Below are 24,991 nucleotides of genomic sequence, written 5' to 3' on the forward strand. Positions count from 1 at the left end.
CAGACTACTCCACCCGCGCCCCGCTATCCCGCGCCGCCTGCGCCCAGATCGGCGCATCCCGCCGCAACTGGCTCGCGAAATCCTCGGGGCCGAGCCCAGTGAGCAGCAGGCGCATCGCCGCCAGTCGCTCCCGCCCCTGTGCTGTGCGGATCACGCCCAGCACGGCATCGGCGAGGCGCTGGATGATGGCGGGCGGGGTGCCAGCCCGCATGACCAGACCGTTGAAGCCCAGGATTTCCAACCCGCCCGCGAAGCCCAGCTCCTGGAAGGTTGGCACATCCGGCAGCGGTGCAATGCGTTGTGTCCCGGTCACCGCCAGGGCTTTGAGGCGCCCATCCGCCACCTGCGGGATGCTGACCGCCTCGTCATTGATGGACATGAAGGCGTGCCCTGCCAGCACGTCCTGCACCGCCGCAGCCGAGCCACGATACGGCACATGGGACATCCGCACGCCCGCCGCCTTTTCCAGCATGGCGCCATAAAGATGCGACGCGGAGCCGATGCCGAAGGAAGCATACGACAACTCCCCCGGCCGCTGCCGCGCGAGAGCGAGCAGTTCCGCCAGGGAATTGATCCCGCGATCGGGCCGCACCGTCAGTACCAGTGCGGCCGTGCCGAATTGCACAACAGGGGCCATGTCCCGGAAGGTGTCATAGGGCGGCCCTGGATGGATCACCGGATTGATCAGCGTGGTCGAGGCATTCACATAGAGCACGGAATAGCCATCGGGGGGCGCCGCCAGCACCGCCTGCGTGCCGATGATGCCCTGCGCGCCCGCACGATTCTCGACGATGATGGGCTGCGGCAGGACCGTGCGCAGCTGTTCGGCCAGCCAGCGGGCCACAACGTCGGTCTGGCCGCCGGGCGGATAGGGGGCGACGAGGCGGATCGGGCGGTCGGGCCAATGGCCCTGTGCGAAAGCCGGGGTTGCGGCTGCCAGGGCCAGCCCCGGAAGGGCACGGCGATGAAGCATCATGGGCATTCCTCCAGGGAGCCTCTCAGGGCTCCTCCGGGCGGAGGCTAGCGCTGCTGATCCGGGAATTCCCGCAAAATCGTCACGCTGCCTTTGCTTGCTCCACCACGCGCACCAGATTGGCCACCAAGCCGCGCGCTGCCTTCACCCGTGCGTCGAAGGGCAATTCCCGCAGCAAGGCCAGCTTGTGGTCCGGCCGGAGTGACACCAGCCCCTTCTGCGCCGAGACCCAGGCGACCAGCCCGGCCGGATTGGCGAAGCGGTTCTTGTGGAAGGCGATCACCACGCCCTTCGGCCCGGCATCCACCTTCTCCACCCCCGCAGCCCGGCATTGCAGCTTGAGGCCCACCACCTGCAGCAAATTCTCGACCTCCACGGGGATTGGCCCGAAGCGGTCGGCGAATTCGGCGGCGATCGCCTCCACCTCGGCATCCGTCTCCAGCGCGCCGATACGGCGATAGAGCCCCAGGCGCACGGGCAGTTCCTGCACATAGGTCTCGGGGATGAGCACGGGCAGGCCGAGGTTGATCTGCGGCGTGAATTTCCCGTCCGCCTCGCGTGAGCGCTTGGCGCCGGCGCGCAGATCGGCCACCGCCTCTTCCAGCATTTCCTGATAGAGCTCGATGCCGACCTCGCGGATCTGGCCGGATTGCTCCTCGCCCAGCAGATTGCCGGCGCCACGGATGTCCAGATCATGGCTTGCCAGCGTGAAGCCGGCGCCGAGATTATCCAGCGTCTGCATCACCTCCAGCCGCTTCTGAGAGGTGGGGGAAAGCCGGTGATGCGGCGGCCAGGTGAGATAGGCATAGCCCCGCTGCTTGCCGCGTCCCACGCGCCCGCGCAGCTGATAGAGCTGACCCAGGCCGAACATGTCGGCCCGGTGGATGATCAGCGTGTTGACCGCAGGCATGTCGAGGCCGGATTCCACGATATTGGTGGCCAGCAGGATATCGTATTTGCCATCGCCGAATTCGGTCATCACCTGCTCGAGTTCGGTCGGCGCCAGGCGGCCATGCGCCTGCACCACCCGCGCCTCGGGGGCGACTTCGGTGAGGCGCTCGGCCATCTTGGCCATGTCCTCGATGCGCGGCACCACCACGAAGATCTGGCCGCCGCGGAAGCGCTCGCGTTGCACCGCCTCACGCAGCACCAGGCTGTCCCAGGGCATGATGAAGGTGCGCACCGCCAACCGGTCCACTGGCGGCGTCGCGATCACGCTCATCTCCCGCACGCCTGAAAGCGCCAGTTGCAGGGTGCGCGGAATGGGCGTTGCGGTCAGGGTCAGCACATGCACGCCGGCTTCGAGTTCCTTCAGCCGTTCCTTGTGCTTCACGCCGAAATGCTGCTCCTCATCCACGATGACGAGGGCGAGATTGTCAAAGCCGATGGTCTTGCCCAGCAGCGCATGCGTGCCGACCACGATATCCACCGAGCCATCCGCCAGGCCCGCCTTTACCGCCGCCGCATCCTTGGCCGTCACCATGCGCGAGAGCTGCGCCACCTTCACCGGCAGGCCCCCAAAGCGCGCCGAAAACACGCGATGATGCTGGCGCGCCAGCAGCGTCGTCGGCACCACCACCGCCACCTGGCTGCCGGACATGGCGACGGTGAAGGCGGCGCGCAGCGCCACCTCCGTCTTGCCGAAGCCGACATCGCCGCAGATCAGCCGGTCCATGGGCTTGCCCGCGGCCAGATCCTCCAGCACGTCGGCGATGGCGCGGGCCTGATCATCGGTTTCGATGTAGGGGAAGCGCGCGCAGAATTCGTCCCAGGCGCCCTCGGGCGGGGCCATCATCGGCGCCTCGCGCGTCTGGCGTTCCGCGGCGATGCGGATCAGCGCGCCCGCCATATCGGCGATGCGCTGCTTGGCCTTGGATTTGCGCGCCTGCCAGGACGCACCGCCCAGCTTGTCGAGCGCGACACCGCCCGTCTCGCTGCCAAAGCGGGACAGGATCTCGATGTTCTCGACCGGGACAAACAGCTTGTCATTGCCATCATAGATCATGCGCAGGCAATCATGCGGCGCACCGCTCACTTCGATGGTGGCCAGCCCATCATAGCGGCCAATGCCGTGGTCCTGATGGACCAGAAGATCGCCCACTTCGATTTGCGTGGCATCCGCGATGAATTGATCGGCGCGCTTTTTGCGGCGGGCTGGGCGCGCGATGCGCTCGCCCAGCAGATCCTGCTCGGCGGTGATCGAGAGTTTTTCGGCGGTGAAGCCTCGCTCCAGGCCCAGAATTCCAACGCCGACCACACCGGGTGACAGCCGCTGGAACTGGTAGAAATCGTCCACTGGCTCGGCCGCCACGCGATTCTCGCGCAGCAGGGCCACCAGGCGCTCGCGGGAGCCCCGCGTCCAGGCGGCCAGCATGGGCTGCCGGCCGCGCCCGCGCTCAGTCTCGGCGTGGGCGGCATAGGCGGAGAACAGGTTTTCCCCAGCCTGGCGGATTTCGGTGAAAAGCCGCCCAGCCCGGCCGCCGGCGTCAAACCCCTCGGCGCCCTCAGGCTTGTGGAAGGGCGAGAAGTTGAATTGCCGGCCCTGGGCCAACATGGCCCCCCAGCCGGCGCGGTCGAGGTAGAGGCGGCCCGGGGGCGCCGGGCGATACGGCACTTCGCCCTCGCTGATACGGGCGGGAATGCGCCGGGCTTCATAGTGGTCCTGGATCATCTCCAGCCTGGCCGAAAGCGCTTCCTCGGCCTGGGAATCGAGGCTCACGGAAGCCCCGGGCAGATAGTCGAGCAGCGTTTCCATCGTCGCGTGGAACAGCCCGGCCCAATGCTCCATGCCCGGGTGGCGGCGTCCTGCGCTGATGGCGGCATACAGCGGGTCTTCCGCTGCCGCATTGCCAAACAACTCCCGATAGGCGGAGCGGAAACGCTCGATCGAGGCAGGGTCCAGGAACACCTCGCCCACCGGACGCAGGGTCAGCCGTTCGACATGGGCGCCGCTGCGCTGCGTGCCGGTATCCAGCCTGCGGATGCTCTCGATCTCATCGCCGAAGAGATCGAGGCGGAGCGGCTCCGCCTCGCCCGAGGGGAAGAGGTCCAGGATGCCGCCGCGCACGGCGTATTCACCCGGCTCCATGACGGTGCCGGTGCGGTTGTAGCCATTGGTTTCCAGGAAGGCCGTGATCCGCTCGATGCTGGTGCGCCCGCCCTTGCGCAGCAGCAGCGCCGAATCGGCGAAGGCGGTGCGCGGCGGCACGCGCTGGATCAGCGCATTCACCGTGGTCAGCACGATGCGCGGACGCGTCGGTGGCGCGGTGAGTTCGGCCAATGTGGCCACGCGTTCGGCGATCAGCTCGGGGTTGGGCGAGACACGGTCATAGGGCAGGCAGTCCCAGGCCGGCAGGCGCAGGATCTCCGCCTCGGGCATGAAGAAGGCCAGCGCATCGGCCATGCGGGCCATGCGGGCATCATCGCGGCAGACATGCAGGACGGGTTCCTGCGTCTCGGCGCGGCGCTGGCGGAGAAGAAGCGCGTCATAGCCCTCAGGCGCGCCATAGACGTTGAGACCCTGCGCAGCACCCCGCTTGCCGCTGCGCTCCGCTCCGCGATCGGACGCGTCGTCGCCCGGCCGATTCACGCTGCGCTCCGCTTCGCGATCGGACGTGTCACCGCCCGGCCGATTCACGCTGCGCTCCGCTTCGCGATCGGACGTGTCACCGCCCGGCCGATTCACGCTGCGCTCCGCTTCGCGATCGGACGCGTCACTGCCCGGCCGATTCACGCTGCGCTCCGCTTCGCGATCGGACGGATTCACTTCAAATGATCCGGCTTGCCCGCGCCGGGCGCGGCACTCTCGGCGGCGATCCGGTCCAGCAGGGGGCCGCGCGCATCCAGGGGAATCGGACGGCGGCCGGAGAGCCAATCGGCCAGATCCACATCCGGCAATTCCATGATGGCATCCAGCTCGTCCAGTTCGGCAGCCGTCAGGCTCGCGATATGCCGGCGCACAAAGCCGCCGAACATCAGGTCGCACTCCTTGGTGCCGCGATGCAGCGCGCGGAACAGCATCCGGCGCTGGCGATGGGAGAGCTCGGGGGCTTCGTCAGGACTCGTCACACGAGGCATATAGGGGGTTGTGAACCCGAGTGTCAGCCTCTCGAACCTGTTTGAACCGCTCGAAACCCTGCCGGGGGTCGGGCCGAAGCGTGCTGCCCTCATCGCCAAGGCCTGCGGCGGGCCGCGGATTCTGGACCTGCTGTTTCATCTGCCCGACCGGATCGCGGCACGAATGCGCGTGACGCATGCCTCCCTGGCGCCAGCCGATCAGGACGCCGTGCTGCGCGTAACGCCCATCAGCAGTCGCACGGCGCTCAGCCGCGCCACCCGCCGCCGCTATGTGGAGTTGCGCACCGCCGAGGAAGTGACCCTGCGTTTCATGCAATCCAACCTGGGCTGGATCGAGCGGCTGCTGCCGCAGGGGGAAGCGCGCTGGATTTCGGGCCGTATTCGCCCTGAGGGCGATGGCTGGTCCTGCATCAACCCCGATGTGGCGGCAGATGATGCAGCGCTGCCGAGCCTGGAAGCCATCTGGCCGCTGACCGATGGGTTGAAGCGCGGGCATCTCGCGCCGGCGATGGTCGCGGCACTGCAACGCCTTCCGGAGATGGAAGAATGGCAGGATGCCCCCTTGTTGGCGCGCGAATCCTGGCCCGGCTTTGCCGGGGCACTGCGCGCCCTGCATACGCCCCAAACCCGCCCGGATCAGAAGCCATGGGAACGCCTGGCCTATGACGAGGCACTGGCCGGGCAATTGGCCTTGGCCCTGCTGCGCCGGCGCAACCGTGAGGCCCCGGGCCGCCCACTGGCCGGCGATGGCGCGCTGAGGGGCGAGGCCCTGGCCCGATTCGGCCATCCCCCCACACCGGACCAGGCCAAGGCCCTGGCCGAAATTTCGGCCGATCTCTCCGCCCCGCACCGCATGCTGCGTCTGCTTCAAGGCGATGTTGGCTCGGGCAAGACGCTGGTCGCGGTACTGGCCATGCTCCAGGCGGTGGAAGCCGGCGCCCAGGCGGCCATCATGGCGCCCACGGAAATCCTGGCGCGGCAGCATTTGCGCACGCTGGAGAAGCTCTGCCCGGTGCCGGTGGCGCTGCTGGCCGGGTCGGTCAAGGGGCCAGAACGCCGGCGGGTGCTGCGGGGCTTCGCGGATGGCTCCATCAGGATTGCCATCGGCACCCACGCACTGTTCCAGCAGGGGGTGGAGTTCCGGGACCTCGGCCTGGCCGTGGTAGATGAGCAGCATCGCTTCGGCGTGGCCCAGCGCCTCGAGCTGGCCGGCAAGGGCGCCTTGGCGGATATGCTGGTGATGACCGCCACCCCCATCCCGCGCACGCTGCAACTCACGCAATGGGGCGAAATGCGGGTCAGCCGCATTGCGGGCAAGCCGGCCGGCCGCCAACCCATCGCAACCCGCATCGCCAGCGGCGCGCGCCTGCCCGAAATCATCGCCCGCATGCGCCAGGCACTGGAACGGGGTGAGCGCGCCTATTGGGTGGTGCGGGCCATCACCGGCGGTGAGCATGATGACAGCATCGCGGCGGAGACCCGCTTCGCCGAACTCTCCGAGCTGTTTCCGGGCCGCGTCGGCCTCGCCCATGGCGAATTGGAGATGGACCGGCGCGAACAGGCCCTGGCGGATTTCGCGACGGGCCGGACGCAGATCCTGGTGGCGACCACCGTCATCGAGGTGGGCGTGGATGTGCCCGAAGCCACCATCATCCTGATCGAGCAGGCCGAGCGCTTTGGCCTCTCGGCCCTGCACCAGCTGCGCGGCCGGGTCGGGCGCGGGTCCAAGCCCTCCTCCTGCCTCCTGGTGCATTCCGAGCAGCTCTCCGAGCGCGAGCGCGAGCGACTGCTCATCCTGCGCGACACGGAGGATGGCTTTGTCATCGCCGAGGAGGATCTGCGCCTGCGCGGGGGGGGTGAGGCGCTGGGGACCCGCCAGGCGGGCCAGGCCCAGTTTCGGCTGGGCCTGCGCGGCGAGGATGAGGCCGCCGCCAGCCGCGCCGCCACGCGCCAGAACGCGCTGATCGAGATGGCAGCCGGGGATGCCGAGGTTCTGCTGACCCGTGATCCGCACCTGACATCGCCGCGCGGGGTTGCGGCGCGGCAACTTCTGCGGCTGTTTGACAAGGAGGGCGCCGTGGCGCTCCTGGCGGCCGGGTGACTTGAATTCCTTGCCCAGTTTTTTAAATCGGCCTGCCGAACCGGGAGACCATCGGGTGACTGCCCTGATCGAAATCGAAGGCCTGACCAAAAGCTTCGGCGGCTTCACCGCCGTGAATGACGTGAGCTTTGCCGTAGCGCGCGGCGAAGTGGTGGGCTTCCTCGGGCCCAATGGGGCTGGCAAATCCACCACCATGCGCATGCTGGCGGGCTTCATGCTGCCCAGCGCCGGCACCGCCCGAATCTGCGGCGAGGATGTGGTGAAGCGCCCCGTGGCAGCCAAGCGCCAGCTCGGCTTCCTGCCCGAGGGCGCGCCCACCTACCCGGAGATGAGTGTCACCGACTTCCTGGATTTCTGCGCCCGCATCCGCGGCTTCTCCGGCGCCGAGCGGGCCACGCGCGTGGACCACGCCATGGCGCTGACGCAGCTCGAAGGGGTGCGGCTGCAACCCATCGAGACCCTCTCCAAGGGGTTCAAGCGCCGCGTCGGCCTGGCCCAGGCGCTGCTGCACTCTCCCCCTGTGCTGGTGCTGGATGAGCCGACCGATGGCCTCGACCCCAACCAGAAGCATGAGGTGCGCGAGTTGATCCGTGCCATGGCGCCCGAGAAGGCGATCATCATCTCGACCCATATCCTCGAGGAGGTCTCGGCCGTCTGCACACGGGCCATCGTCATCGCCCGAGGCCGGGTCCTGGCCGACGCGACGCCGGCCGCACTGGTCGCTGACGGACGCAGCATGGAGGAGGTGTTCCGCAGCCTCACCCTGGGAGAAGCCCCATGAACGCCGCCGATTCACGCCTCCGGGCCAAGGCCCTCCAGCGATCGGAGGCCAACTGCTCTCCTGCCACCGATTCACGCCTCCGGGCCAAGGCCCTCCAGCGATCGGAGGCCAACTGCTCTCCTGCCACCGATTCACGCCTCCGGGCCAAGGCCCTCCAGCGATCGGAGGCCGCATGAACGCCGCCCTGACGGTCGCCAGGCGCGAGTTCGCGGCCTATTTCGCAACGCCCGTCGCCACCGTGTTCATCGTGATCTTCCTGGTGCTCTCGGGGGCGCTGACCTTCACGCTCGGTGGGTTCTTCGGGCGTGGCCAGGCTGATCTGCTGCCATTTTTCGGCTTCATCCCCTGGCTGTTCCTGTTCCTCGTCCCGGCCCTCACCATGCGTCTCTGGGCCGAGGAACGGCGCCTGGGCACGATTGAACTGCTGCTGACGCTGCCCATCACGGCGGGCCAGGCGGTGATCGGGAAATTCCTTGCCGCCTGGGCGTTCTGCGCGGTGGCGCTGGCCTTGACCTTCCCCCTCGTCATCACCGTGAACGTCCTGGGCGAGCCGGATAATGGCGTGATCCTGACCGGCTATCTCGGCTGCCTGCTGGTCGCGGGCGCCTATCTGGCCATCGGTGCCGCGATTTCGGCCCTCACGCGGAACCAGGTCATCGCCTTCGTGCTTGCCGTCGCGGGCTGTTTCGTCTTTGCCGCCGCGGGCTCTCCGGTGGTGACGGAGTTCCTGTCATCCAGGCTGCCCATCCTTGCCGAGATCGCCCGCGGGGTCAGTGTGGGTGAACGCATCAACGGCTTCACCCGAGGCGTCATCTCCGCCAAGGATTTCATCTTCTTCGCGAGCTTCATCGGCTTCTGGCTTTTCGTGAATGCCGTCATCCTTGAACACAAGAAGGCGGATTGAGGCCATGCGGAATTCCCGCCTCACCTTTTCCCTGCTCGGCGTGGTGGCCGCATTCATGCTGGCTGTCGGCGTGAATATGCTGGCGGACCGCCTGCTCGGCGCCGCACGCGCGGATCTGACGGAAAACCAGCTCTACACCCTCTCCCCCGGCACGCGGCAGGTGCTGGGCGGGTTGCAGGATCCGATCACGCTGCGCTTTTTCTATTCCCGCAAACTCGGTGCCGAGGCGCCGCAATTCGGCGCCTATGCCGAGCGCGTGCGGGAGATGCTGCGGGAATATGTCGCCACATCGCGTGGCAAGCTGCGCCTGGAAATCTTCGACCCCGAGCCGTTCTCCGAAGTCGAGGACCGTGCCGTGGCGCTGGGCATGCAGGGCGTGCCGCTCGATCAGGCCGGCGAGCAGGTCTATTTCGGCCTGGCCGCCAGCAACCAGGTGGATGAAGAACGCAATATCCCCTTCTTCCAGCCCGAGCGTGAACGCTTCCTGGAAGCCGATCTGACGCGCCTCATCTTCGAACTGTCCAGCCCCGCCAAGCCCGTCCTCGGCGTCATGTCGCCCCTGCCGCTGAATGGCGATCCGCGCGCCATGATGATGCGCCAGCCGGCCCTGGCGCAGCCCCAGGTGGTAATGCGTCAGCTGCGCGAGAATTTCACCGTGCAGGACATCGCCTTTGACGTGCAGGTCATCCCGCCCGAGGTGCGGATCCTGCTGCTCGCCCACCCGCAGGACCTGCCGGAGGCGGCGCAATATGCCGTCGACCAGTTCGTCATGCGTGGCGGCAAGCTGTTCCTGATGATCGACCCGCATAGCGAGATGCAGGCGGCGCGCCCGGGCCCCGGCGGCAGGCCGCCCACCAACACCGCCTCCATCCTGCCGCGCCTGCTGGAAGCCTGGGGCATCGAGGCGCCGGCCGATCGTGTGGTGCTGGATCTGCGCGGCGCCTGGCGCGTGCGCGCGGCGCCCACGGAACGTGTGCAGGCGGTGGACTACATCGCCTGGTTCAACCTTCAGGGCGACAGTGTGAACCGCCAGGAAGTGGCAACGGCGCTGATCGAGCAGGTCACCGTCGCCTCCTCGGGTTATCTGCGGCCACGGCCCAATGCAGGGATCGAGTTCATCCCGCTGCTGACCAGCTCCGCACAATCCATGCTGGTGGATGCGGCGCGGGTGCGCAGCGAGCCCTCGCCCACGCGCATCCTGGCGGATTTCCGCGCCGATGGAGAACGCCGCGTGATTGCCGCCCGTGTGCGCGGCAATCTGCGGAGCGCCTTCCAGGAGGGCGCGCCCGCCCCTGCCGAAGGCGTGGAACGCCCGGCCGATTTCCCGGCGCATCTGGCCCGCAGCGAGGGCGCCGCCAATCTCGTGATCGTGCATGACACGGACCTCCTGGAGGACCGCTTCTGGGTCCGTGTGCAGGAATTCTTTGGCCAGCCGGTCGCCAATCCCTTCTCGGGCAATGGCAGCTTTGTGGTGAATGTGGCGGATACGCTGGCCGGATCGGATGCGATGATCAGCCTGCGTTCGCGCGGCGAATCCCAACGCCCCTTCGAGTTGGTGGAAGATATCCGCCGGCAGGCCGACGCCCAGTTCCGCCAGAGCGAACAACAACTGACCGAACGCCTGCAAGCCACCGAGCGCCGCCTGCGTGAGTTGCGCCAGGGAACTGGCGGTGAGGGCGCGCGCAACACCAACCAGACCGTCATCACCGCCGAGCAGCGCGCGGAAATTGACCGTGCGCGCGAGGAAATCGCCAATACACGGCGGCAATTGCGCGCGGTCCAGCTCGAGCTGCGGCGCGACATCGAGACGCTGGAAACCTGGCTGCGCGTCTTCAACATCGCGCTGGTGCCGGTGCTATTGACCCTCTTTGCCGTGGTGCTCGGCGTGCTGCGCAGCCGGCGTCGCGCGAGGGCGCGCGCGTGATGAAGCAACGCGAGGGCGCGCGCGTGATGAAGCAACGCGAGGGCGCGCGCGTGAAGGGCATCATGAGGGCACACGCATGATCGGCAAGCGAAGCTTGGCACTGCTGGCCGGCGCGGCGGCGGCCAGCCTGGGCGGAGCATTCCTGCTGCGGCCGGAAGGGGAAAGCCAGGGCCAGATTGCCACGGGCACCCTCGCCTTCCCTGGCCTTGCCGCGCGGCTCACCGGGGCCGCTCGAATCGAGATCAAACGCGGCGCGCAATCCACCACACTGATCCGTGACGGGGAGAGTTGGGGCATCGCGGAAAGCCAAGGCTACCCTGCCCGGGCTGAGCGCATCCGCGAGATGCTCACCGGCCTCACGGAGTTGCGGCTGATGGAAGAACGCAGCGGCGAACCCGGGCAATGGTCGCGCCTTGGTGTCGAGGATCCTCTGGCGGCGGGCAGCACGGCCGCTCTCCTGCGGGTGCTCAATGCGACAGGCGGGGTGCTGGCCGAGCTTATCCTCGGCCGCCGGCGTGTTCGCACCCAGGGCAATCTGCCGGAGAGCGTCTATGTCCGGCGGCCCGGCGAAAGCCGCGCCTGGTTGGCCGAAGGGCGCATTGGCGCCGATGCCGACCCCTCGCTCTGGATCAACCGCGACATCGCGAATTTGGCCCCGGCCCGCCTGCGCCGCGTCGAGATCGCCCGCAACGGTGCGCCGCCGCTCGTTCTGGCCCGAGCGGGAGAGGTTGATGCGCCACTCGACATCATCACGCCCGAGGATGCGCCCGTCGCCGACCGGGTCGCGCTGGATGAAGTGGGCCGCGCTTTTGACATGCTGACCTTCGTGGAGGTGCGTCCAGCCACGGACTCGGCCAGCGAGGCCGTGGGGGAGGCCCTGGGCGAAACGCGCTTCCACTACACGGATGACGTGACCATCACCGCCCGGCCCAGCCGCGAGGGCGAATTGTTCTGGGTGCGCCTCAGCGCCGCGGGCGGCGAGGAGGCGCAGCAGCTCCAGGCTCGCTTCCAGGGCTGGGCCTTTCAGCTCGGCCTCTGGAAGGAAAAGGCAATGATCCCGCGCGTCGAAGACCTTGCGGTCACGTGATGAGTCGCGAATATCCGGACCGCCCCTGGATCGGCATCGGCGTCATCGTTTTCCGCGGCGAGGAGGTGCTGCTGGTGCAGCGCGGCAAGCCGCCACGCCTGGGCTCCTGGTCACTTCCTGGTGGTGCGCAGCATCTGGGCGAGGGCGCGCAAGCCGCGGCGCGGCGCGAATTGCTGGAGGAAACCGGCGTGACCGTCGGCCCGCTGTTGCTGGCCGATGTGATCGATTCCGTCACGCATGATGACGCGGGCGCCGTGCGCTACCACTACACTATCGTGGATTACTGCGCCGAATGGATCGCGGGCGAGGCGGTGGCCGGGGATGATGTCAGCGCCACCGCCTGGGCGCGCCCGGAGGATCTGCAGAAATATGCCCTGACACGCGAAGCCGAGGCGGTGATCGCCCTGTCCCGCAAACGGCTTGCAGAAGCAGCACTCTGAGCCGCAAGCTGCCGCCACAGACCCGGAGACGAAATCCATGACGATGCGACGCAGCGTGCTTCTCGGCGCAGCCGCCCTGCCTTTGGCCACCCCGGCCCTGGCCCAGTCACGTCCGCTGCGCATCATTGTTCCCTTTCCACCCGGCGGCGCCGTGGATTTGCTCGGCCGCATCCTGGCAGAGCGCCTGCCACCTGCGCTGGGCACTGGCGTCGTGGTTGAAAATCGTGGCGGTGCTGGCGGAATGATCGGCGCCGATGCGCTCGCCAAGGGCGACAAGGACGGCACCATGGTCGGGCTGCTGGGTGTTGCGATCCTGTGCGCCTTCCCCTTCATGACCAACCGACTGCCCTTCAACCCACGCACCGATTTCACGCCCGTCACGCAGATCACCGATGGTGCCCTGCTTTGCGTGGTCAATGCGGAATCCGCGCGCCGCAATGGCTGGACGGATTTTCGCTCGCTCGTGGCCTGGAGCAAGCGCTTCCCCGATCAGGTCAAGATGGGCAGCAGCGGCACCGGCACCACCAGCCACATCAACATCGAGGCGGTGAATGCAGCCTCTGGCGCCAAGATCCTGCATGTGCCCTATCGTGGTGGTGGCCCTGCCATCACGGACATGCTGTCAGGCACGATCGACATGATGTTCGACGTGATGCCCGCGCTGATGCCGCATGTCGCCTCGGGCCGCGTGCTGGCCTTCGCGGTGAGTTCGGCACAGCGCCTGCCCCTTCTGCCGCAAGTGCCGGGCATGGCGGATTTCGCCGATCTGGGCCTGGCTCAGCACAATGTAGTGACCTGGAACGCCATCATGGCACCGGGTGGCACGCCGGCCGAACACATCACGCGCATCCACAATGCGGTGAAGACCATCAGCGTGGTGCCGGAATTCATGGAGCGCCTGAAGCCGCTGGGATTTGGGACCGTGGTGAGCCAGACGCCGGCCGAATTGACGGCGTTGGTGGACCGGGAGACGCCGGTTTGGCAGAGGCTGGTGCAGGTCTCCGGCGCCCGGCTGGAATAGGCAGGCCAAACTTCCGTCCATGAGCGACCCGACGCGCCGCCTGCGCCTTGCTGCCCTGCCGATCCTCTGGCTTGCCGCCCCGGCACAGGCGCAGATCCCCATCGGAGAGACCGGCTTCACCATCACGGGAACGGCCACCTACGGGAGCGACTATGTCTCACGCGGGCTCAGCCAGACTCGCTCACGCATGGCATATCAGGTGACGGCCGAGTTGCAGCATGAGAGCGGCCTCTATCTCGGCGGCTTCATCGGCAATGTCCGCTTCGCCTATACCGATGCGCGCCAGGAGGTGGATGTCTTCGCCGGGTATCGCTTCAGCTGGTCCGGGGTTGATTTCGATATCGGCGGCATTGGCACCTTCTACCCCGGCTATTCCGCCGGCCGTGCCAGCGACGCGGTGGATTTCGGCGAGGCCTATCTCCGGCTCGCGCGCCAATGGGGGCCGGTGCGGCTCATGGGCTCGATCAATGTCTCGCCCAATTACTTCGATGCGACAGGGCTTGGCGTCTATCTGGAATCGGGCGCCGATTGGACGACCGGCTTCTGGGGCCTGACGCTCGGCGCGCGGCTCGGCTACCAGTTCATCGAGAAGAACCCGCGCTTCGGCACGCCCGACTACACCTGGTGGGGTATCGCGCTCAGCCGTGATTTCGAGATCGAGAATCTCGGCACCATCACCGCCAGCCTCGGCTATTTCGACACCAGCATCCACCGGCCTGGCTGTCTCAGCGGCCAGGGCGTGCAGCAGGACACCTGCGCCGCGCGGGTGATCGGCAGCATTGCCTTCAAGTTTTGACGGCATGGGGCTGAGGCTCACCCGGCGCTGCATCCTGGGCCTCACGCTCGCCTCGCCCGCGATGGCGCAGCGGCTGGCGCCCGTCGGGATTGAAGCCTCCGGCCTGCTGGAGCCGCTGCGAGCTGGCGGGCTGGTCCTGTTTTTCCGCCATGCCGACACCCAGGGCGAGCCGTGTGATCGCAGCTTCCGCCTGGGTGACCGAGCCGGCCAGCGCAACATCGCGCCACGCGGCCGGGAGCAATCGCGCCGCATCGCCCAGCGCATGGCCGAGCTTGGCATTCCCGTGGAATTCCCGGTGCTCGCCGGCCCGGTCTACCGCGCGCGCGACACGGCCGAAGAAGCCTGGGGGCCCGCCCGGGTACGCGTGACGGAGAGCCTGCTGGCGGATGATTTCTCAGGCGCCCGTTTGGACTGGGTGCTGGCGGAGCACCGGCGCCTCTTTACGGCGCCCGTATCGCCCGGGGTGAACCGGGTACTCGTGGGCCATCGCACGCCAGCGATCATGATTTTCGGCGATCCGGTCGCAGGGCGGGCCTTTCCCGAAGGCGCCGCGCTGGTAATCCAGCCGGGGGTCATGCGCGTGCTGGGAGTTGCGGAATTCGCCCCCCTGCCAGGCGGCGGCTTTCACGGCTGTTGAGCCGATGCCCCCACCCCGAGGGGGCAGGATCTCGAAGCTCCTCCGCGAATATCCCATCAGCTGGCGCGGGGCTGCCTTCCTTCCGGTGCGGTCGGCGTTCCCGCAGGGGAAGAATCCGCCGCGGCGCCCCCAGCAAGGGACCGGGGACCGCCACGGCCCCCAGCCTCCTTCGGCGTCAAACCGCGAGCGACATCCCGATCGGCGGCACCGCATCCGCCGGCAGCGGGCTCACATAGGGCCCGCCCGCCCGCACCGCGTGATCCGCCTTGGCCGCCGCAATGATCTCCGGCTTCAGCAGCGCATCCACCGCCGTGCCGGCCATCACCTTGGCCACATGCACCATGCCCTTGTGCGCATGCGGCAGCTTGCCCTGGGCGGTCGCCTGCCAGGAATGCAACTGCGTGCCGATGGCATGCGTCGCCCCCCGCGCCTGCACCGTCGGCACCACCCAGGAGACGTCGCCCACATCCGTGCTGCCGATCATCGGCGCGCGCTTGCTGTCCAGCGGCACGATGCTGTCGGCCAGCGGCGCGTCAGTCGGCGGGAGTCCCACCTTACGGAAGGCGGAGGCGATATCGGCCTCCGACAGCGTCGCCTGGAATTCGGCGGCGCGCTTGCGGTCCTCGGCATCGAAGGGCGGCGGGCCGAGGCGGTCCAGGCTTTCCTGCATCAGCTTTTCCAGCGGCGGATTGGCCAGCAGGTTGGACACGGCCGAGATCACCTGGGTTTCCACCCGGCATTCCGCCATCAGCGCCGCGCCATCGGCGATGGCGCGCACGCGCGTCACCAGATGCTGCAGGTCCTTCACATTCGCGGCGCGGATCAGGTAGCGGACCTTCGCCTTGGCCTGTACCACATTGGGCGCGACACCGCCGGCATCCAGATAGGCGTAGTGGATGCGGCTTTCCTGCGGGATATGCTCGCGCAGGTAGTTCACCCCGACCGACATGAGCTCCACGGCATCCAGCGCGGAGCGGCCCAGATGGGGTGCGGCGGCGGCGTGGCTGGCGCGGCCATGGAAGGTGAAGTCAATGCGGGTATTGGCCAGCGAAAGCGGCTCATTCACGCCGGCGAAGGCTGACGGGTGCCAGGAGATGGCGATGTCCACATCATCGAACAGGCCCGCGCGCGCCATGAAGCCCTTGGCGGCACCGCCCTCCTCAGCCGGGCAGCCGTAATAGCGCACGCGCCCCTTCAACCCATTCGCGGCCAGATAGTCCTTCACCGCAGTTGCCGCGAGGAGCGAGGCGGCGCCCAGCAGGTTATGCCCGCAGGCATGGCCGTTGCCATCGCCCGGCACCGGGCTGTGCGTCGTGACACCCGACTCGTTGGACAGCGCCGGCAATGCGTCGAATTCACCGAGGATGGCGATCACCGGCCCACCCTCCCCGGCTTCGCCCATCATGGCGGTCGGGATGCCGGCCAGGCGTTCGGTGACGCGAAAGCCCTCGGCGTTCAGATAAGCGGTATGCTCGGCGGCCGAGCGATGCTCGTTATAGGCCAGCTCCGGCATGCCCCAGACGCGATCGCTGAGTTCGATCGCGGGTTGCGCCTTGTCATCCACATGGCGCCAGACGGGTTCGCTGTTCTGCATGGTCAAATTCCGGAAAGAGGAGGAGTGGTCTCGGCGAAGGCCGGGCGGTTGATCGCCGCCGCGTACCAGGCGGCCAGTGTGTCCCGGCCCTCACGCCATGGGAAGACGGTGTGGCGCCGGTCGCAGTAGCCCAGCGCACAGGCAAGTGCCACTCCCTCCACGCTGAAAGGGTCATGCGCGGACAGGTGCAGCGCATCGAGGATCCGGCCGGCACGGCTGCGCTCCAGTGCCTGGAAGGCGGGCGAACGCTCATGCACGGGGCGCCGCAGATCGCGGTTCCAGACGGCGATTCCATCCGTCAGTGCCAAGGCCTGGCCGAGGCGGGACAGCGCCGCGGGGTCGCTCGGCAACCAGCCCAGATACGCGAGGATCAGCGGCGTCTCGCAGATCAGCGTGCTGCCATCCAGCAGCGCGGGCACGCGGCCGGCCGGGTTGTGGGCCAGTTGGGGTGCGGCGGGGTCGCGCAGCGGGGTCTCGATCTCGGTCAGCGGTACCCCACGCTCGCGGCCCAGAATGCGCAGGATGCGGGCGAAGGGGCTGCCCGGCGCGAAATAGAGGATCAACGCGCGAGCGAGAGGATGTAGGCCACCACGGCATCCAGCTCCCTCTGGCTGAGGCGATAATCCGGCATATTGGCGTGGGGCGTTTGCAGGAAGACACGCAGGCCCGCCTCCGTCGTGCTGGACATGGCGGCCAGGGCAGGAAAGCTGGGTGTCGCATCGCCGGTGGGTGGCGGCATGCCGCGTGAGACAACGTGGCAATTGGCGCACCACTGCCGGGCAAGGCGCAGTCCTTCGCCCGCCATGGGCTGGTCCTGCGCGGCGGCACCGGCAGCACTTGCAAGCAGCCCGAGGGCAAACAGGTAACGCAGCATGGCAGGATCCTCCTGCGCGTCATGCTGCGCGTGTCGGCGGTTTCCGGCAATGAAGGCTTTTTGCGGGGATGAGTTGGAAGGTGACCGAAGACTGAGGCAGCCAGGACGATGATCGAGAGGCGCTGATGGCGCACAGATCGGAACCCAGCGCGGTGCCCACGGCACCAGGGCGCGAAGAAGCGGCCGCGGCCCCTGTTGTGGTCAGTCTGAGAACAGGATCCCGACCGGGCATAGCGCGCCCGACAGGGCCGGGCCGGCCCACCTCATGGCACGCGGCCGATCACCATGGCTAAAGGGGCGATCAAGCCGCGGCGGGTGAGCGCCGCCATCTCTCTTCCCGGCGAAACCCGTGCAGCGGGAGGGCTGCGCCAGGCTTCACCGGGGCTCTCCTCGCCGCCACCACGCTAAATCTTGATATAGGCAAAGCCCTGGTGTTGCAGACGTCCCAGCTGACCGACGCCACTTGGCACAAGATCCTCCTCCCCCGCATCGTACAGCTCATCCAGCCGGATGTTGTTGCTGCGCAGCGTGATCCGGCACACCTCGAAGCGCACGCCAGCGAGCTTCATCTCGTCAATGCTCGCTGCGATCTGCGGGTTTTGCCGAGCGGCGATGCGTAGGAGATTAAGCCCTGCCCCGTGCATGACCACGCGCAGATCATATTGGCCCGGCGTCAGCACGCTCAGGTGATTGCGGAGATTGACCAGGAATTGCCGGTAATAGGCGAACTCCTCCCCACCCGGCTGGTTCAGGTGGTACAGGACTTTCTCCTTGCCGGCCGGGGCTTGGGCCAGTGCCGGTGTCGCAGCCCCCATCGCGGCCAGGGCCGCCATGCCGCCGCGCCGTCCCATTCGCTTGGTCATCCTGGCCTCCCTGTTGTGCTATTGCGGCTCCGACGTGCCGGAGCCAGAGCCCGGTGGGGTGAATTGGCGGCTGTCCATCGTCACGCTCACCGCGCGGCCCTGCCGGCAGCCTGTCATGCAGGTGTCGTTGCCAGTATCCGGGCGGGCTTCCAGCACGAAGCCGTTGCGGTTGGGCATTTCGACGCGCGGCAGGCTTTCACGGTCCATCACCGCATCCTCCGCGACCAGCTCATTGATCGAGAGGATATAGGCGGTCAGCGCGTAGTAATCGTCATTCGTCAGGCTCTGCGGCGCCGCATAGGGCATGGCGCGGCGCACATAGTCGAAGACCGATGGTGCATGCTGCCAGTAGGAGCCGACGGTGCGCCTGGGCTGGTCGGTGGTGAGGGAGCCGCGCCCGCCCATCAGCGCCGGCCAGCGGTCCAGCCCCTCACCGAAATCACCGTGGCAGGAGGCGCAGTGCTGCTGGAACAACTCCTCGCCATCCTTCGCCGTGCCACGCCCCGGCGGCAGGCCCTGGCCGTCACCACGCACGGCGATGCTCCAGCCGGCCACTTCCTGGACCGTGGCGGCGCGGCCAATGCCGGGGATGGCGGCAGGGAGCGCGCCGGCGGCCAGGCGCGGCGCGGGCCAGGCGATATCAGCGCGGGTATGCGGCCCGGGCGGGGCGGGAAATGGGCGGTAGATGGCCATAAGGTCCGGCGCGGCATTGGGCGGGGCCGCCTGCTGAGCGACGGCGATGGCCGCCATAGCCAGCAGCGGCACGCCGACGAGGAACGCCCTACGCATCGATCTGGACATTCACGACGCCTCCATCGGGCTCAACCAGCCAGGTGTGGATGCTGTTCTTGTGGTAAATGCTCTCAACACCGCGCACGCGCCGCAATTCGGCAATGTTGGGCTGCACGCGGCCAGTCTCGTCCATCGCGCGGCTTTGCAGATAGGCGCGCTGGCCCTCCCGCCACTCCCACGGAATCCGGAAGCGCGTCACCGCCTTGGGCAAGGCCGGCCCCTCCAGGGCGGCGGTGCGCCAGGTGTCGCCGCCATCCACGGAGACATCCACCCGCGTGACGCGGCCCGCCCCGGACCAGGCGAGGCCGGAAATCTCGACAAAGCCCGGCCGCCCGCTCAGCGGCTTTTCCGGGCAGGGCTGCGTGATGACGCTGTTCACCTCGTTGACGAAGGTGAACTGCCGCGCCGTGCCATTCGCCATGAGATCGGTGTAGCCGCGCGTCTCCCAGCGGGTGAACCAGGGGCGGTCCCCCACCTCGATACGGCGCAGCCATTTCACCCAGACATTGCCCTCCCAGCCCGGCACGACGAGGCGCACCGGATAGCCCTGCTGCGGGCGCACCGCCTCGCCATTCTGGCCGAAGGCGACGATGGCATCATCCAGTGCCTTGGCGATGGGGATGGAGCGCGCGAGGTGGCTTGCATCGCCGCCTTCCGCCAGCAGCCAGGAGGCGCCGTCCCTGATCCCGCATTGCGCGAGCAGATGCTTCAGCGGCACGCCCGTCCATTCCGAGCAGGCGAGCATGCCGTGCGTGAACTGCACGCCGGACATCTGCGCGCCGCGCCACTCCATGCCGCCATTGGCCGGGCATTCGAGGAAGTGGATGCGCGAGACACTGGGCATGCGCTTGAGGTCTTCCAACGTGAAGACCAGCGGCCGCTCCACCATGCCATGGATCATCAGCCGCCAATCCACCGGATCAACATCGGGCACGCCCCCGTGATGCCGCTCGAAATGGAGGCCGGAGGGCGTGATGATGCCATGCATCTCGGCCAGCGGCGTGAACGACACGGAGGAGACGCGGTCCGGCGTCAGCCACGGGACGTAGCGGCGTACGGCCGTCTCATGCCGGCTGCGCGCGCCATAGGGTTCCTCGATGACGCCCGGCCCCAGGTGGCGGCCCCATTCGGGCAGGTTGGGCGGCTGGTTCTCAGGGTTGCCCGCAGCGAGCACGATGCCACCCGGCGCCGCGAGGCCAGCCGCCGCCCCGGCCCCGCGCAGGAAGCCTCGCCGCGACGCGGAATTGCCGCGCTGATTCTTGGTCATGCCTCGCCTCCCGGCGCCGTTCCCGCGCGTCTTTCAGCCGAACATTTCATCGGTGATGCTTTCGTACCAGCCATCGGCGTAGAGCGCTTCCAGACGGCGATGCTCAGCGCGGCGCGCGGGCGCCAGCGTCGCGTTGCGTGGGCTGATGCCGCCCGAGCCTTCGACCTCCACCAGGCGCTCCGGCGTTCCGCGAAACACGCCGACGATCGAGATCCCGTAATCGGCGCCCACATGGCTGTAGCAGGTGTTGAAATAGCTAGCCGGCGGCGGCGGGCGCCCGGCTAGCGACGCGGCGATGCAGGCCACGGCCTGCTTGGCATGCGAGGATGCTGCGAAGCCGGATTTGGGCATGGGTGCCGCGATCGTAGCATCGCCCAGCACATGAATGTCGGGGACCTGCGCGCTCTCGAAGGTCACGGGCTTCACCGGGCACCAGCCGGACGCATTGGCAAGCCCCGCTTCACGCGCGATGCCCGCTGCCATCTGCGGCGGGATGACGTTGATGACAGCGCCTTTCACCTTCTCGCCGAATTCGGTCTCGACCTCCATGCCCCCAGGGTTCACGCGCATCACGCGCCCGTCATTTGAGGCGCCGCGCCATTCGACCATGCCGGGGTAAAGCTCCTCCCAGGCGTCCTGGAACAGGGGCTGCTTGGAGAAGCCGTTCTTGGCATCCAGCGCGATGATCTTGCTGCGCGGCTTCGCGCGCTTGAGATAGTCGGCGACCATGCTGATCCGCTCATAAGGGCCAGGCGGACAGCGGAAGGGATTATCAGGGATGGTCATGAGGAAAACGCCGCCATCGGGCATGGCTTCCAGCTGCTGCCGCAGCACCGTGATCGGCTGCAAGGCGGGAACCCAGCCATGCGGCATGCGCGCGCTGGCGGCCTCGTCATAGCCCTCGATCGCGCCCCAGCGCAGGTCAATGCCAGGGGACATGATCAGCCGGTCATACGGCACCTCGGCATTGTCGGCGAGGCGCACGCGCTTGCGCGCGGCATCCACCGCGGTGACGCTCTGATGCACCACGCGCACGCCGCGCGCAGCGAGGCGCTCATAGCCGAAGGTGATGCTGGCAAGATCACGCCGGCCAGCGAGAACGAGATTGCCATAGGGGCAGGTGGTGAAGCGGCGGCTGCGTTCGATCAGCGTGACGTCCAGGCCGGGGAAGTTGTCCCGCGCGAAGCGCGCGGCGGAGGCGCCACCAAAGCCACCGCCAATGATGACAATGCGACCTGTTCCAGCCTGGGCGGAAGCCAGGCGCGGCGCCGCCAGAAGCGGCGTGGCTGCGAGAAGTGCGCGGCGGGAAAGCTGCATGATCCCCCTCCCCCCTTACTGCGCGCGCGCGTAGAGCACGGCGAGTGCCGTGATCTCCGCCTCGCTGTAGCCCCGGGCGATGCGCCCCATCACCGTCGCTTCGCGCTGATTGGCACGAAATGCCTGCATCATCGCCACGAAATCCGCGCGGGAATGGGCGTCCTTGATCTGGGGAATGCCGTGAAAGCCTTGGCCAGCCGCCCCGTGGCAGCCCTGGCAGGCGCCGGCGAGCAGAACCGCATCCGGCACCTGGGCCAGCCCTGGCCCCATGCCAAGAAGAACGAAGGCGCACGCAATTCGCAGCGACATGATGCGATTTCCTCTCCAGATCAGCCTTGTTTGGCCGTATAATTAAGACAATACTAATATACGCCGATGCGCGCCGTCCATACGAAAATGCGCCATGGGCCAGGGAAGCGAAGCGCATGGTTGGAGACGCCATTCCGGCGGTGGTTGCTGTGTCCCGTGACCGGGCCGGTATCACGATGTTGGGCCGTCGCGGCCTGTTCATCGGCCTCATCGCGGCAACTCCCGCGCGGGCCGAGACGGGCGCAAACCTGCTGATGCTGGAACGCCATGACTGCCCCTGGTGCCGCCGTTGGCTGCGTGAGGTGGGCGAGAATTCCTGGAACCTTTCAAACCTCGGTCAACGGGCGCCGTTGCGCCGTGTGGATGTCGCGGCCGGGCTGCCCGAGGACCTCCGCTTCGTCAGTAATTGGCGCTTCACGCCGACCTTCGTGCTGGTCCGTGGCGGGCGCGAGCTGGGCCGCATGATCGGCTATCAGGCCGATCACTTCTTCTGGCAGCAGGCGGAAGCGCTGCTCGCCCGATTGCCGTGACAACCTAGGGAGGAATGACCATGACAAGAACACCCCTCGTGCTCGCTGGCCTGCTGGCGGCGACACCACTCGCCGCCAATGATTTCATCCCCTTCCGCATCATGGCGCCGCCCTTGGCACTCGAATTGGCGCAGGCCGCGCTGAAGTCGTGCAGCGATCGCGGCTTTCAGGTGGCCGTCGCCGTGGTGGATCGCTTTGGCGTGACACAGGTGGTGCTGCGGGATTCACTCGCTGGGGCGCATACGCCCGAGACAGCGCAGGCCAAGGCGCGCACCGCCGTCTCCTTCCGTACTTCGACCGAAGCCATGTCGGCGGCGACGCAGGCTGGGCAGTTGAACAGCGCAATCCGGCATCTGCCGGGCTACATCTTCCTGGGCGGCGGCGTGCCGGTGGAATCTGCGGGCGCGATCGTCGGTGGCATCGGGATTTCGGGCGCGCCGGGTGGCGCCGAGGATGACGCCTGCGCACGCGTGGGCATCGCCGCCATCGAGGACCGCCTGCTGATGTAATGGCGGCCCGAGCGCCGCAACCAGTCGCCCGCATCAGCGACGCGTTGCCTTGAAGCCGACAGCGAGGGCAAAGCAACACGAATGGGGTCTGGGGCCAATGGCCCCAGCCGCCGGAGGCCCTTCCCGTCGACCAAGATCGCAGAGTTTCGCTCAAGGGCGCTCAGGGCCGCAGATGCACCCAGCCCTGGAGTGACAGTTCGATGATTTCCGGCAGGCCATTGGGCACCACAGCAATGCCCTCGATCACCGCCTCGGGTCCCAGGCCGAGTGCGTCCAGCGTGGCGCCACAGGCAACGAATTCGATATCGTAAGCCCGCAACGACTGGACCCTCTCCACCACCTGGCTTTCCGCCGCGATCAGATGCCGCACGCCGGGCCCATAGGCCACGACCAGGATGCGCACCTGATCCTGGCCATAGAAGCTCTGCACGTTGATGATATTGCTGAACACCGCATTGGCCCGCGCCGGATCGGCTTCCGCGAGTGAAACCACGATGCGCCGCGGATTTTCAATGCTGGGCCTGGGCTCTGCCAGCGGCGTCTCGCGCGGGCCGGCGGCACCGAGGGCCAGCGATGCGAGGCCGGCGAACATGCTGCGACGGTTCATCTTCCGCTGGCCTCCGGTGAGAGAATGAGATGAGACATCAGCCGGTCCACCGGCGCGTAATCATCGGTGAGGACCGGCACGCGCGCCTCCGCCCAACGGGCCGCGACATAGGCCGCCGGAAGTCGCGCCCACTGCCGCGCCGGGCCGCGATGCGCTGCCAGGCGGGCGCCGGGGCTGGCCGTATCGGATGCCAGGACCAGATAGGTGATGCGCCGCCCGGCAGGCTGCTCGCTCGCCTCCACCCAGACTTCGACGGCAGGAAAATCCTCGGCGAGGGTGCGCAGCAGCGCAAAGAGAAAGCGCGGATCGCTGCGATCCTCCATCACATTGACCAGATAGGCGCCACCTGGCTTGAGCCGCGCGCGCACCGCCTGGTGCCATTCGCGCGTGACCAGATGCACGGGCATGGCGAGGTCCTGAAAAGCATCGGCAAAGACCATGTCGAATTGCGCGGCGGTGGGCAGCGCCTGCAGCGCGGCACGGCCGTCGCGCGGGATGACCTGAACGCCGGGGCCGGTCTCGAGCCAGAACTCCCGCCGGGCAAGGGCCGTGATGGCCGGGTCAATTTCAGCCACCGTCAGGCGCGCATCCGGCCATGTGGCAGCCCAGGCGCGCGGCAGCGTAAAGGCTCCGCCGCCGGCGAAGAACGCGGCGGGCGTCGCGGGCAAGCCACGGCGCTGCATCAACTCATCCACGAGGTGCAGGTAAGGCTGGGCCAGCAGCCCCGGCTCGTCCCGGACGTTCACCCCGTGTGCCAGATGGTCCAGCACAAGCAGCCGCGCGGGTTGCCCCACCATGGACGCGGCATCCACGACGCGCAGGCAGGCATAGGCGCTCTCCACATCACAGACACGGCCATAGGCCTGCAACGCCGAGGCAGCGGCCGGGCACGTGATGGCTGCGACGGCGAGGGCAAGTGCCGCCGCTCGCCGCGCAGCCATCGCCGCATGCAGCGCCGCCAGGGCCGCATACAACCCGGCGCAGACCAGCATGGTGCCGGAGGAGCCGATCCAGGCCACGAAGACGAAGCCCGCCATCAGCGTCCCGCCGATCGCCCCCAGCGCCGAGAGCGCAAAAAGCCGCCCCAGCACGCGGCCGATCTGGTCCCGCTCACCCTCCTCGACGGCGAGCTTGGTCACGATCGGCGAGACGGCGCCGACCAGCAGGCTCGGCGCAAAGAAGCCCGCCAGCGCGAAGCCCAGCATGGCGACGAGCGGCGAGACGCCCTCCCGGTCCAGGTAGGGCGCCGCAAGTCGCAAGGCCGGGACGGCCGCCATGGAGGCCAGCGCGCAGCCCGCCAGCACCCAGGCCAGCCGCCCATGACCGCGCGCGCGGTCGCAATCCGGTCCCGCCAGCCGCCCGCCCCACCAATGGCCAAGCGAAAAGCCACCGAGCACCACCGCGATCACCGCCGTCCAGGAATGCACCGACATGCCCACATAGGGTGCCAGCAGCCGCCCCGCGACGATCTCGACAACCAGGCCCAGCGCACTGGCGAGCAGGATGGTGCCAGCGTCCAGCATGGCTCTCAGGCGCATTGACGCGGCCCCGCCGGATGCGCACATGCTGGTGCAGGAATGAAGGTCTG

The 24,991-nt window shown here is 67.9% G+C and carries 24 protein-coding genes; 11 read left to right on the forward strand and 13 right to left on the reverse strand.

The features are described 5' to 3' along the window. Window positions 1-4: 4 nt before the first annotated feature. The 3 genes from LHU95_RS15140 to LHU95_RS15150 form a co-directional block, all read right to left on the reverse strand. Window positions 5-976 carry a tripartite tricarboxylate transporter substrate binding protein gene (locus LHU95_RS15140; protein ID WP_248707792.1) on the reverse strand — a complete coding sequence of 324 codons (972 nt, stop codon included), beginning with the start codon at window positions 974-976 and terminating at the stop codon, window positions 5-7. 79 nt (window positions 977-1,055) lie between these two features. Beyond that, window positions 1,056-4,739 carry a transcription-repair coupling factor gene (gene mfd / locus LHU95_RS15145; protein ID WP_248707793.1) on the reverse strand — a complete coding sequence of 1,228 codons (3,684 nt, stop codon included), beginning with the start codon at window positions 4,737-4,739 and terminating at the stop codon, window positions 1,056-1,058. Beyond that, window positions 4,736-5,050 carry a succinate dehydrogenase assembly factor 2 gene (locus LHU95_RS15150; protein ID WP_248707794.1) on the reverse strand — a complete coding sequence of 105 codons (315 nt, stop codon included), beginning with the start codon at window positions 5,048-5,050 and terminating at the stop codon, window positions 4,736-4,738. The genes mfd and LHU95_RS15150 overlap by 4 nt, the downstream gene beginning before the upstream one ends. A gap of 10 nt (window positions 5,051-5,060) precedes the next feature. Between LHU95_RS15150 and recG the strand changes: the two genes are divergently transcribed. The 9 genes from recG to LHU95_RS15195 all read left to right on the forward strand — a co-directional run bounded on the left by recG (window position 5,061) and on the right by LHU95_RS15195 (window position 14,741). Continuing rightward, window positions 5,061-7,151: an ATP-dependent DNA helicase RecG gene (gene recG, locus LHU95_RS15155; RefSeq protein ID WP_248707795.1), complete on the forward strand. Its 2,091-nt coding sequence runs from the start codon at window positions 5,061-5,063 to the stop codon at window positions 7,149-7,151. Window positions 7,152-7,206: 55 nt separating this feature from the next. After that, the gene (locus tag LHU95_RS15160; RefSeq protein ID WP_248707796.1) at window positions 7,207-7,932 is read left to right on the forward strand and encodes an ABC transporter ATP-binding protein; all 726 of its coding nucleotides are present in this window, start codon (window positions 7,207-7,209) and stop codon (window positions 7,930-7,932) included. Between the two features lie 172 nt (window positions 7,933-8,104). Then, a complete protein-coding gene (locus LHU95_RS15165) occupies window positions 8,105-8,836 on the forward strand; it encodes an ABC transporter permease subunit (protein WP_248707797.1) in 732 nt (243 codons plus the stop codon). 4 nt (window positions 8,837-8,840) lie between these two features. Beyond that, on the forward strand, window positions 8,841-10,760 hold the full coding sequence (locus tag LHU95_RS15170; RefSeq protein ID WP_248707798.1) for a Gldg family protein: 1,920 nt from the start codon (window positions 8,841-8,843) through the stop codon (window positions 10,758-10,760). Window positions 10,761-10,836: 76 nt separating this feature from the next. Further along, window positions 10,837-11,847, forward strand: coding sequence for a DUF4340 domain-containing protein (locus tag LHU95_RS15175; protein WP_248707799.1), 1,011 nt, complete (start codon window positions 10,837-10,839; stop codon window positions 11,845-11,847). Beyond that, complete coding sequence (locus tag LHU95_RS15180) at window positions 11,847-12,287, forward strand: NUDIX hydrolase (RefSeq protein ID WP_248707800.1); 441 nt, start codon at window positions 11,847-11,849, stop codon at window positions 12,285-12,287. Before LHU95_RS15175 ends, LHU95_RS15180 begins: the two co-directional genes overlap by 1 nt. Before the next feature lie 37 nt (window positions 12,288-12,324). Then, window positions 12,325-13,308 carry a tripartite tricarboxylate transporter substrate binding protein gene (locus LHU95_RS15185; RefSeq protein WP_248707801.1) on the forward strand — a complete coding sequence of 328 codons (984 nt, stop codon included), beginning with the start codon at window positions 12,325-12,327 and terminating at the stop codon, window positions 13,306-13,308. Window positions 13,309-13,327: 19 nt separating this feature from the next. Next, on the forward strand, window positions 13,328-14,104 hold the full coding sequence (locus LHU95_RS15190) for a TorF family putative porin (RefSeq protein WP_248707802.1): 777 nt from the start codon (window positions 13,328-13,330) through the stop codon (window positions 14,102-14,104). 4 nt (window positions 14,105-14,108) lie between these two features. Then, window positions 14,109-14,741, forward strand: coding sequence for a histidine phosphatase family protein (locus LHU95_RS15195; protein WP_248707803.1), 633 nt, complete (start codon window positions 14,109-14,111; stop codon window positions 14,739-14,741). A gap of 175 nt (window positions 14,742-14,916) precedes the next feature. On the opposite strand, the gene LHU95_RS15200 is transcribed toward LHU95_RS15195, so the two are convergent. The 8 genes from LHU95_RS15200 to LHU95_RS15235 form a co-directional block, all read right to left on the reverse strand. Continuing rightward, window positions 14,917-16,335 (reverse strand): M20 family metallopeptidase, encoded by a 1,419-nt coding sequence (locus LHU95_RS15200; protein WP_248707804.1) that lies wholly within the window; start codon window positions 16,333-16,335, stop codon window positions 14,917-14,919. 2 nt (window positions 16,336-16,337) lie between these two features. Further along, window positions 16,338-16,898, reverse strand: coding sequence for a glutathione S-transferase N-terminal domain-containing protein (locus LHU95_RS15205; protein ID WP_248707805.1), 561 nt, complete (start codon window positions 16,896-16,898; stop codon window positions 16,338-16,340). Continuing rightward, a complete protein-coding gene (locus LHU95_RS15210) occupies window positions 16,895-17,209 on the reverse strand; it encodes a cytochrome c (protein ID WP_248707806.1) in 315 nt (104 codons plus the stop codon). The genes LHU95_RS15205 and LHU95_RS15210 overlap by 4 nt, the downstream gene beginning before the upstream one ends. A gap of 404 nt (window positions 17,210-17,613) precedes the next feature. After that, the gene (locus tag LHU95_RS15215; RefSeq protein WP_248707807.1) at window positions 17,614-18,072 is read right to left on the reverse strand and encodes a DsrE family protein; all 459 of its coding nucleotides are present in this window, start codon (window positions 18,070-18,072) and stop codon (window positions 17,614-17,616) included. A gap of 18 nt (window positions 18,073-18,090) precedes the next feature. Beyond that, entirely contained in the window at window positions 18,091-18,873 is a 783-nt protein-coding gene (locus LHU95_RS15220) for a cytochrome c (protein WP_248707808.1), read from the reverse strand. Further along, a complete protein-coding gene (soxC, locus tag LHU95_RS15225; RefSeq protein WP_248707809.1) occupies window positions 18,854-20,131 on the reverse strand; it encodes a sulfite dehydrogenase in 1,278 nt (425 codons plus the stop codon). Before soxC ends, LHU95_RS15220 begins: the two co-directional genes overlap by 20 nt. Window positions 20,132-20,164: 33 nt before the next feature. Continuing rightward, a complete protein-coding gene (locus LHU95_RS15230; RefSeq protein WP_248707810.1) occupies window positions 20,165-21,448 on the reverse strand; it encodes an NAD(P)/FAD-dependent oxidoreductase in 1,284 nt (427 codons plus the stop codon). Window positions 21,449-21,463: 15 nt separating this feature from the next. Continuing rightward, window positions 21,464-21,757: a c-type cytochrome gene (locus tag LHU95_RS15235; RefSeq protein ID WP_248707811.1), complete on the reverse strand. Its 294-nt coding sequence runs from the start codon at window positions 21,755-21,757 to the stop codon at window positions 21,464-21,466. 176 nt (window positions 21,758-21,933) lie between these two features. Between LHU95_RS15235 and LHU95_RS15240 the strand changes: the two genes are divergently transcribed. Continuing rightward, on the forward strand, window positions 21,934-22,287 hold the full coding sequence (locus tag LHU95_RS15240) for a transcriptional regulator (protein WP_248707812.1): 354 nt from the start codon (window positions 21,934-21,936) through the stop codon (window positions 22,285-22,287). Between the two features lie 20 nt (window positions 22,288-22,307). Then, window positions 22,308-22,796, forward strand: coding sequence for a heme-binding protein (locus LHU95_RS15245; RefSeq protein ID WP_248707813.1), 489 nt, complete (start codon window positions 22,308-22,310; stop codon window positions 22,794-22,796). Between the two features lie 160 nt (window positions 22,797-22,956). Here LHU95_RS15245 and LHU95_RS15250 read toward each other — a convergent pair whose 3' ends face one another. Then, on the reverse strand, window positions 22,957-23,403 hold the full coding sequence (locus LHU95_RS15250) for a DsrE family protein (protein ID WP_248707814.1): 447 nt from the start codon (window positions 23,401-23,403) through the stop codon (window positions 22,957-22,959). Then, window positions 23,400-24,926 carry a fused MFS/spermidine synthase gene (locus LHU95_RS15255; protein ID WP_248707815.1) on the reverse strand — a complete coding sequence of 509 codons (1,527 nt, stop codon included), beginning with the start codon at window positions 24,924-24,926 and terminating at the stop codon, window positions 23,400-23,402. The genes LHU95_RS15250 and LHU95_RS15255 overlap by 4 nt, the downstream gene beginning before the upstream one ends. Window positions 24,927-24,991: the final 65 nt, after the last annotated feature.

Origin of the sequence: Sediminicoccus sp. KRV36, assembly GCF_023243115.1 — a bacterium.
In the GTDB taxonomy this organism is placed as follows: Bacteria; Pseudomonadota; Alphaproteobacteria; order Acetobacterales; family Acetobacteraceae; genus Roseococcus.

Coding starts and splice junctions, on each gene's coding strand:
- LHU95_RS15140 (WP_248707792.1), bottom strand. CDS start 976: ATGATGCTTCATCGCCGTGCCCTTCCGGGGCTGGCCCTGGCAGCCGCA.
- LHU95_RS15150 (WP_248707794.1), bottom strand. CDS start 5,050: ATGCCTCGTGTGACGAGTCCTGACGAAGCCCCCGAGCTCTCCCATCGC.
- LHU95_RS15165 (WP_248707797.1), top strand. CDS start 8,105: ATGAACGCCGCCCTGACGGTCGCCAGGCGCGAGTTCGCGGCCTATTTC.
- LHU95_RS15170 (WP_248707798.1), top strand. CDS start 8,841: ATGCGGAATTCCCGCCTCACCTTTTCCCTGCTCGGCGTGGTGGCCGCA.
- LHU95_RS15175 (WP_248707799.1), top strand. CDS start 10,837: ATGATCGGCAAGCGAAGCTTGGCACTGCTGGCCGGCGCGGCGGCGGCC.
- LHU95_RS15180 (WP_248707800.1), top strand. CDS start 11,847: ATGAGTCGCGAATATCCGGACCGCCCCTGGATCGGCATCGGCGTCATC.
- LHU95_RS15185 (WP_248707801.1), top strand. CDS start 12,325: ATGACGATGCGACGCAGCGTGCTTCTCGGCGCAGCCGCCCTGCCTTTG.
- LHU95_RS15190 (WP_248707802.1), top strand. CDS start 13,328: ATGAGCGACCCGACGCGCCGCCTGCGCCTTGCTGCCCTGCCGATCCTC.
- LHU95_RS15195 (WP_248707803.1), top strand. CDS start 14,109: ATGGGGCTGAGGCTCACCCGGCGCTGCATCCTGGGCCTCACGCTCGCC.
- LHU95_RS15200 (WP_248707804.1), bottom strand. CDS start 16,335: ATGCAGAACAGCGAACCCGTCTGGCGCCATGTGGATGACAAGGCGCAA.
- LHU95_RS15210 (WP_248707806.1), bottom strand. CDS start 17,209: ATGCTGCGTTACCTGTTTGCCCTCGGGCTGCTTGCAAGTGCTGCCGGT.
- LHU95_RS15215 (WP_248707807.1), bottom strand. CDS start 18,072: ATGACCAAGCGAATGGGACGGCGCGGCGGCATGGCGGCCCTGGCCGCG.
- LHU95_RS15220 (WP_248707808.1), bottom strand. CDS start 18,873: ATGTCCAGATCGATGCGTAGGGCGTTCCTCGTCGGCGTGCCGCTGCTG.
- soxC (WP_248707809.1), bottom strand. CDS start 20,131: ATGACCAAGAATCAGCGCGGCAATTCCGCGTCGCGGCGAGGCTTCCTG.
- LHU95_RS15230 (WP_248707810.1), bottom strand. CDS start 21,448: ATGCAGCTTTCCCGCCGCGCACTTCTCGCAGCCACGCCGCTTCTGGCG.
- LHU95_RS15235 (WP_248707811.1), bottom strand. CDS start 21,757: ATGTCGCTGCGAATTGCGTGCGCCTTCGTTCTTCTTGGCATGGGGCCA.
- LHU95_RS15240 (WP_248707812.1), top strand. CDS start 21,934: ATGTTGGGCCGTCGCGGCCTGTTCATCGGCCTCATCGCGGCAACTCCC.
- LHU95_RS15245 (WP_248707813.1), top strand. CDS start 22,308: ATGACAAGAACACCCCTCGTGCTCGCTGGCCTGCTGGCGGCGACACCA.
- LHU95_RS15250 (WP_248707814.1), bottom strand. CDS start 23,403: ATGAACCGTCGCAGCATGTTCGCCGGCCTCGCATCGCTGGCCCTCGGT.
- LHU95_RS15255 (WP_248707815.1), bottom strand. CDS start 24,926: ATGCTGGACGCTGGCACCATCCTGCTCGCCAGTGCGCTGGGCCTGGTT.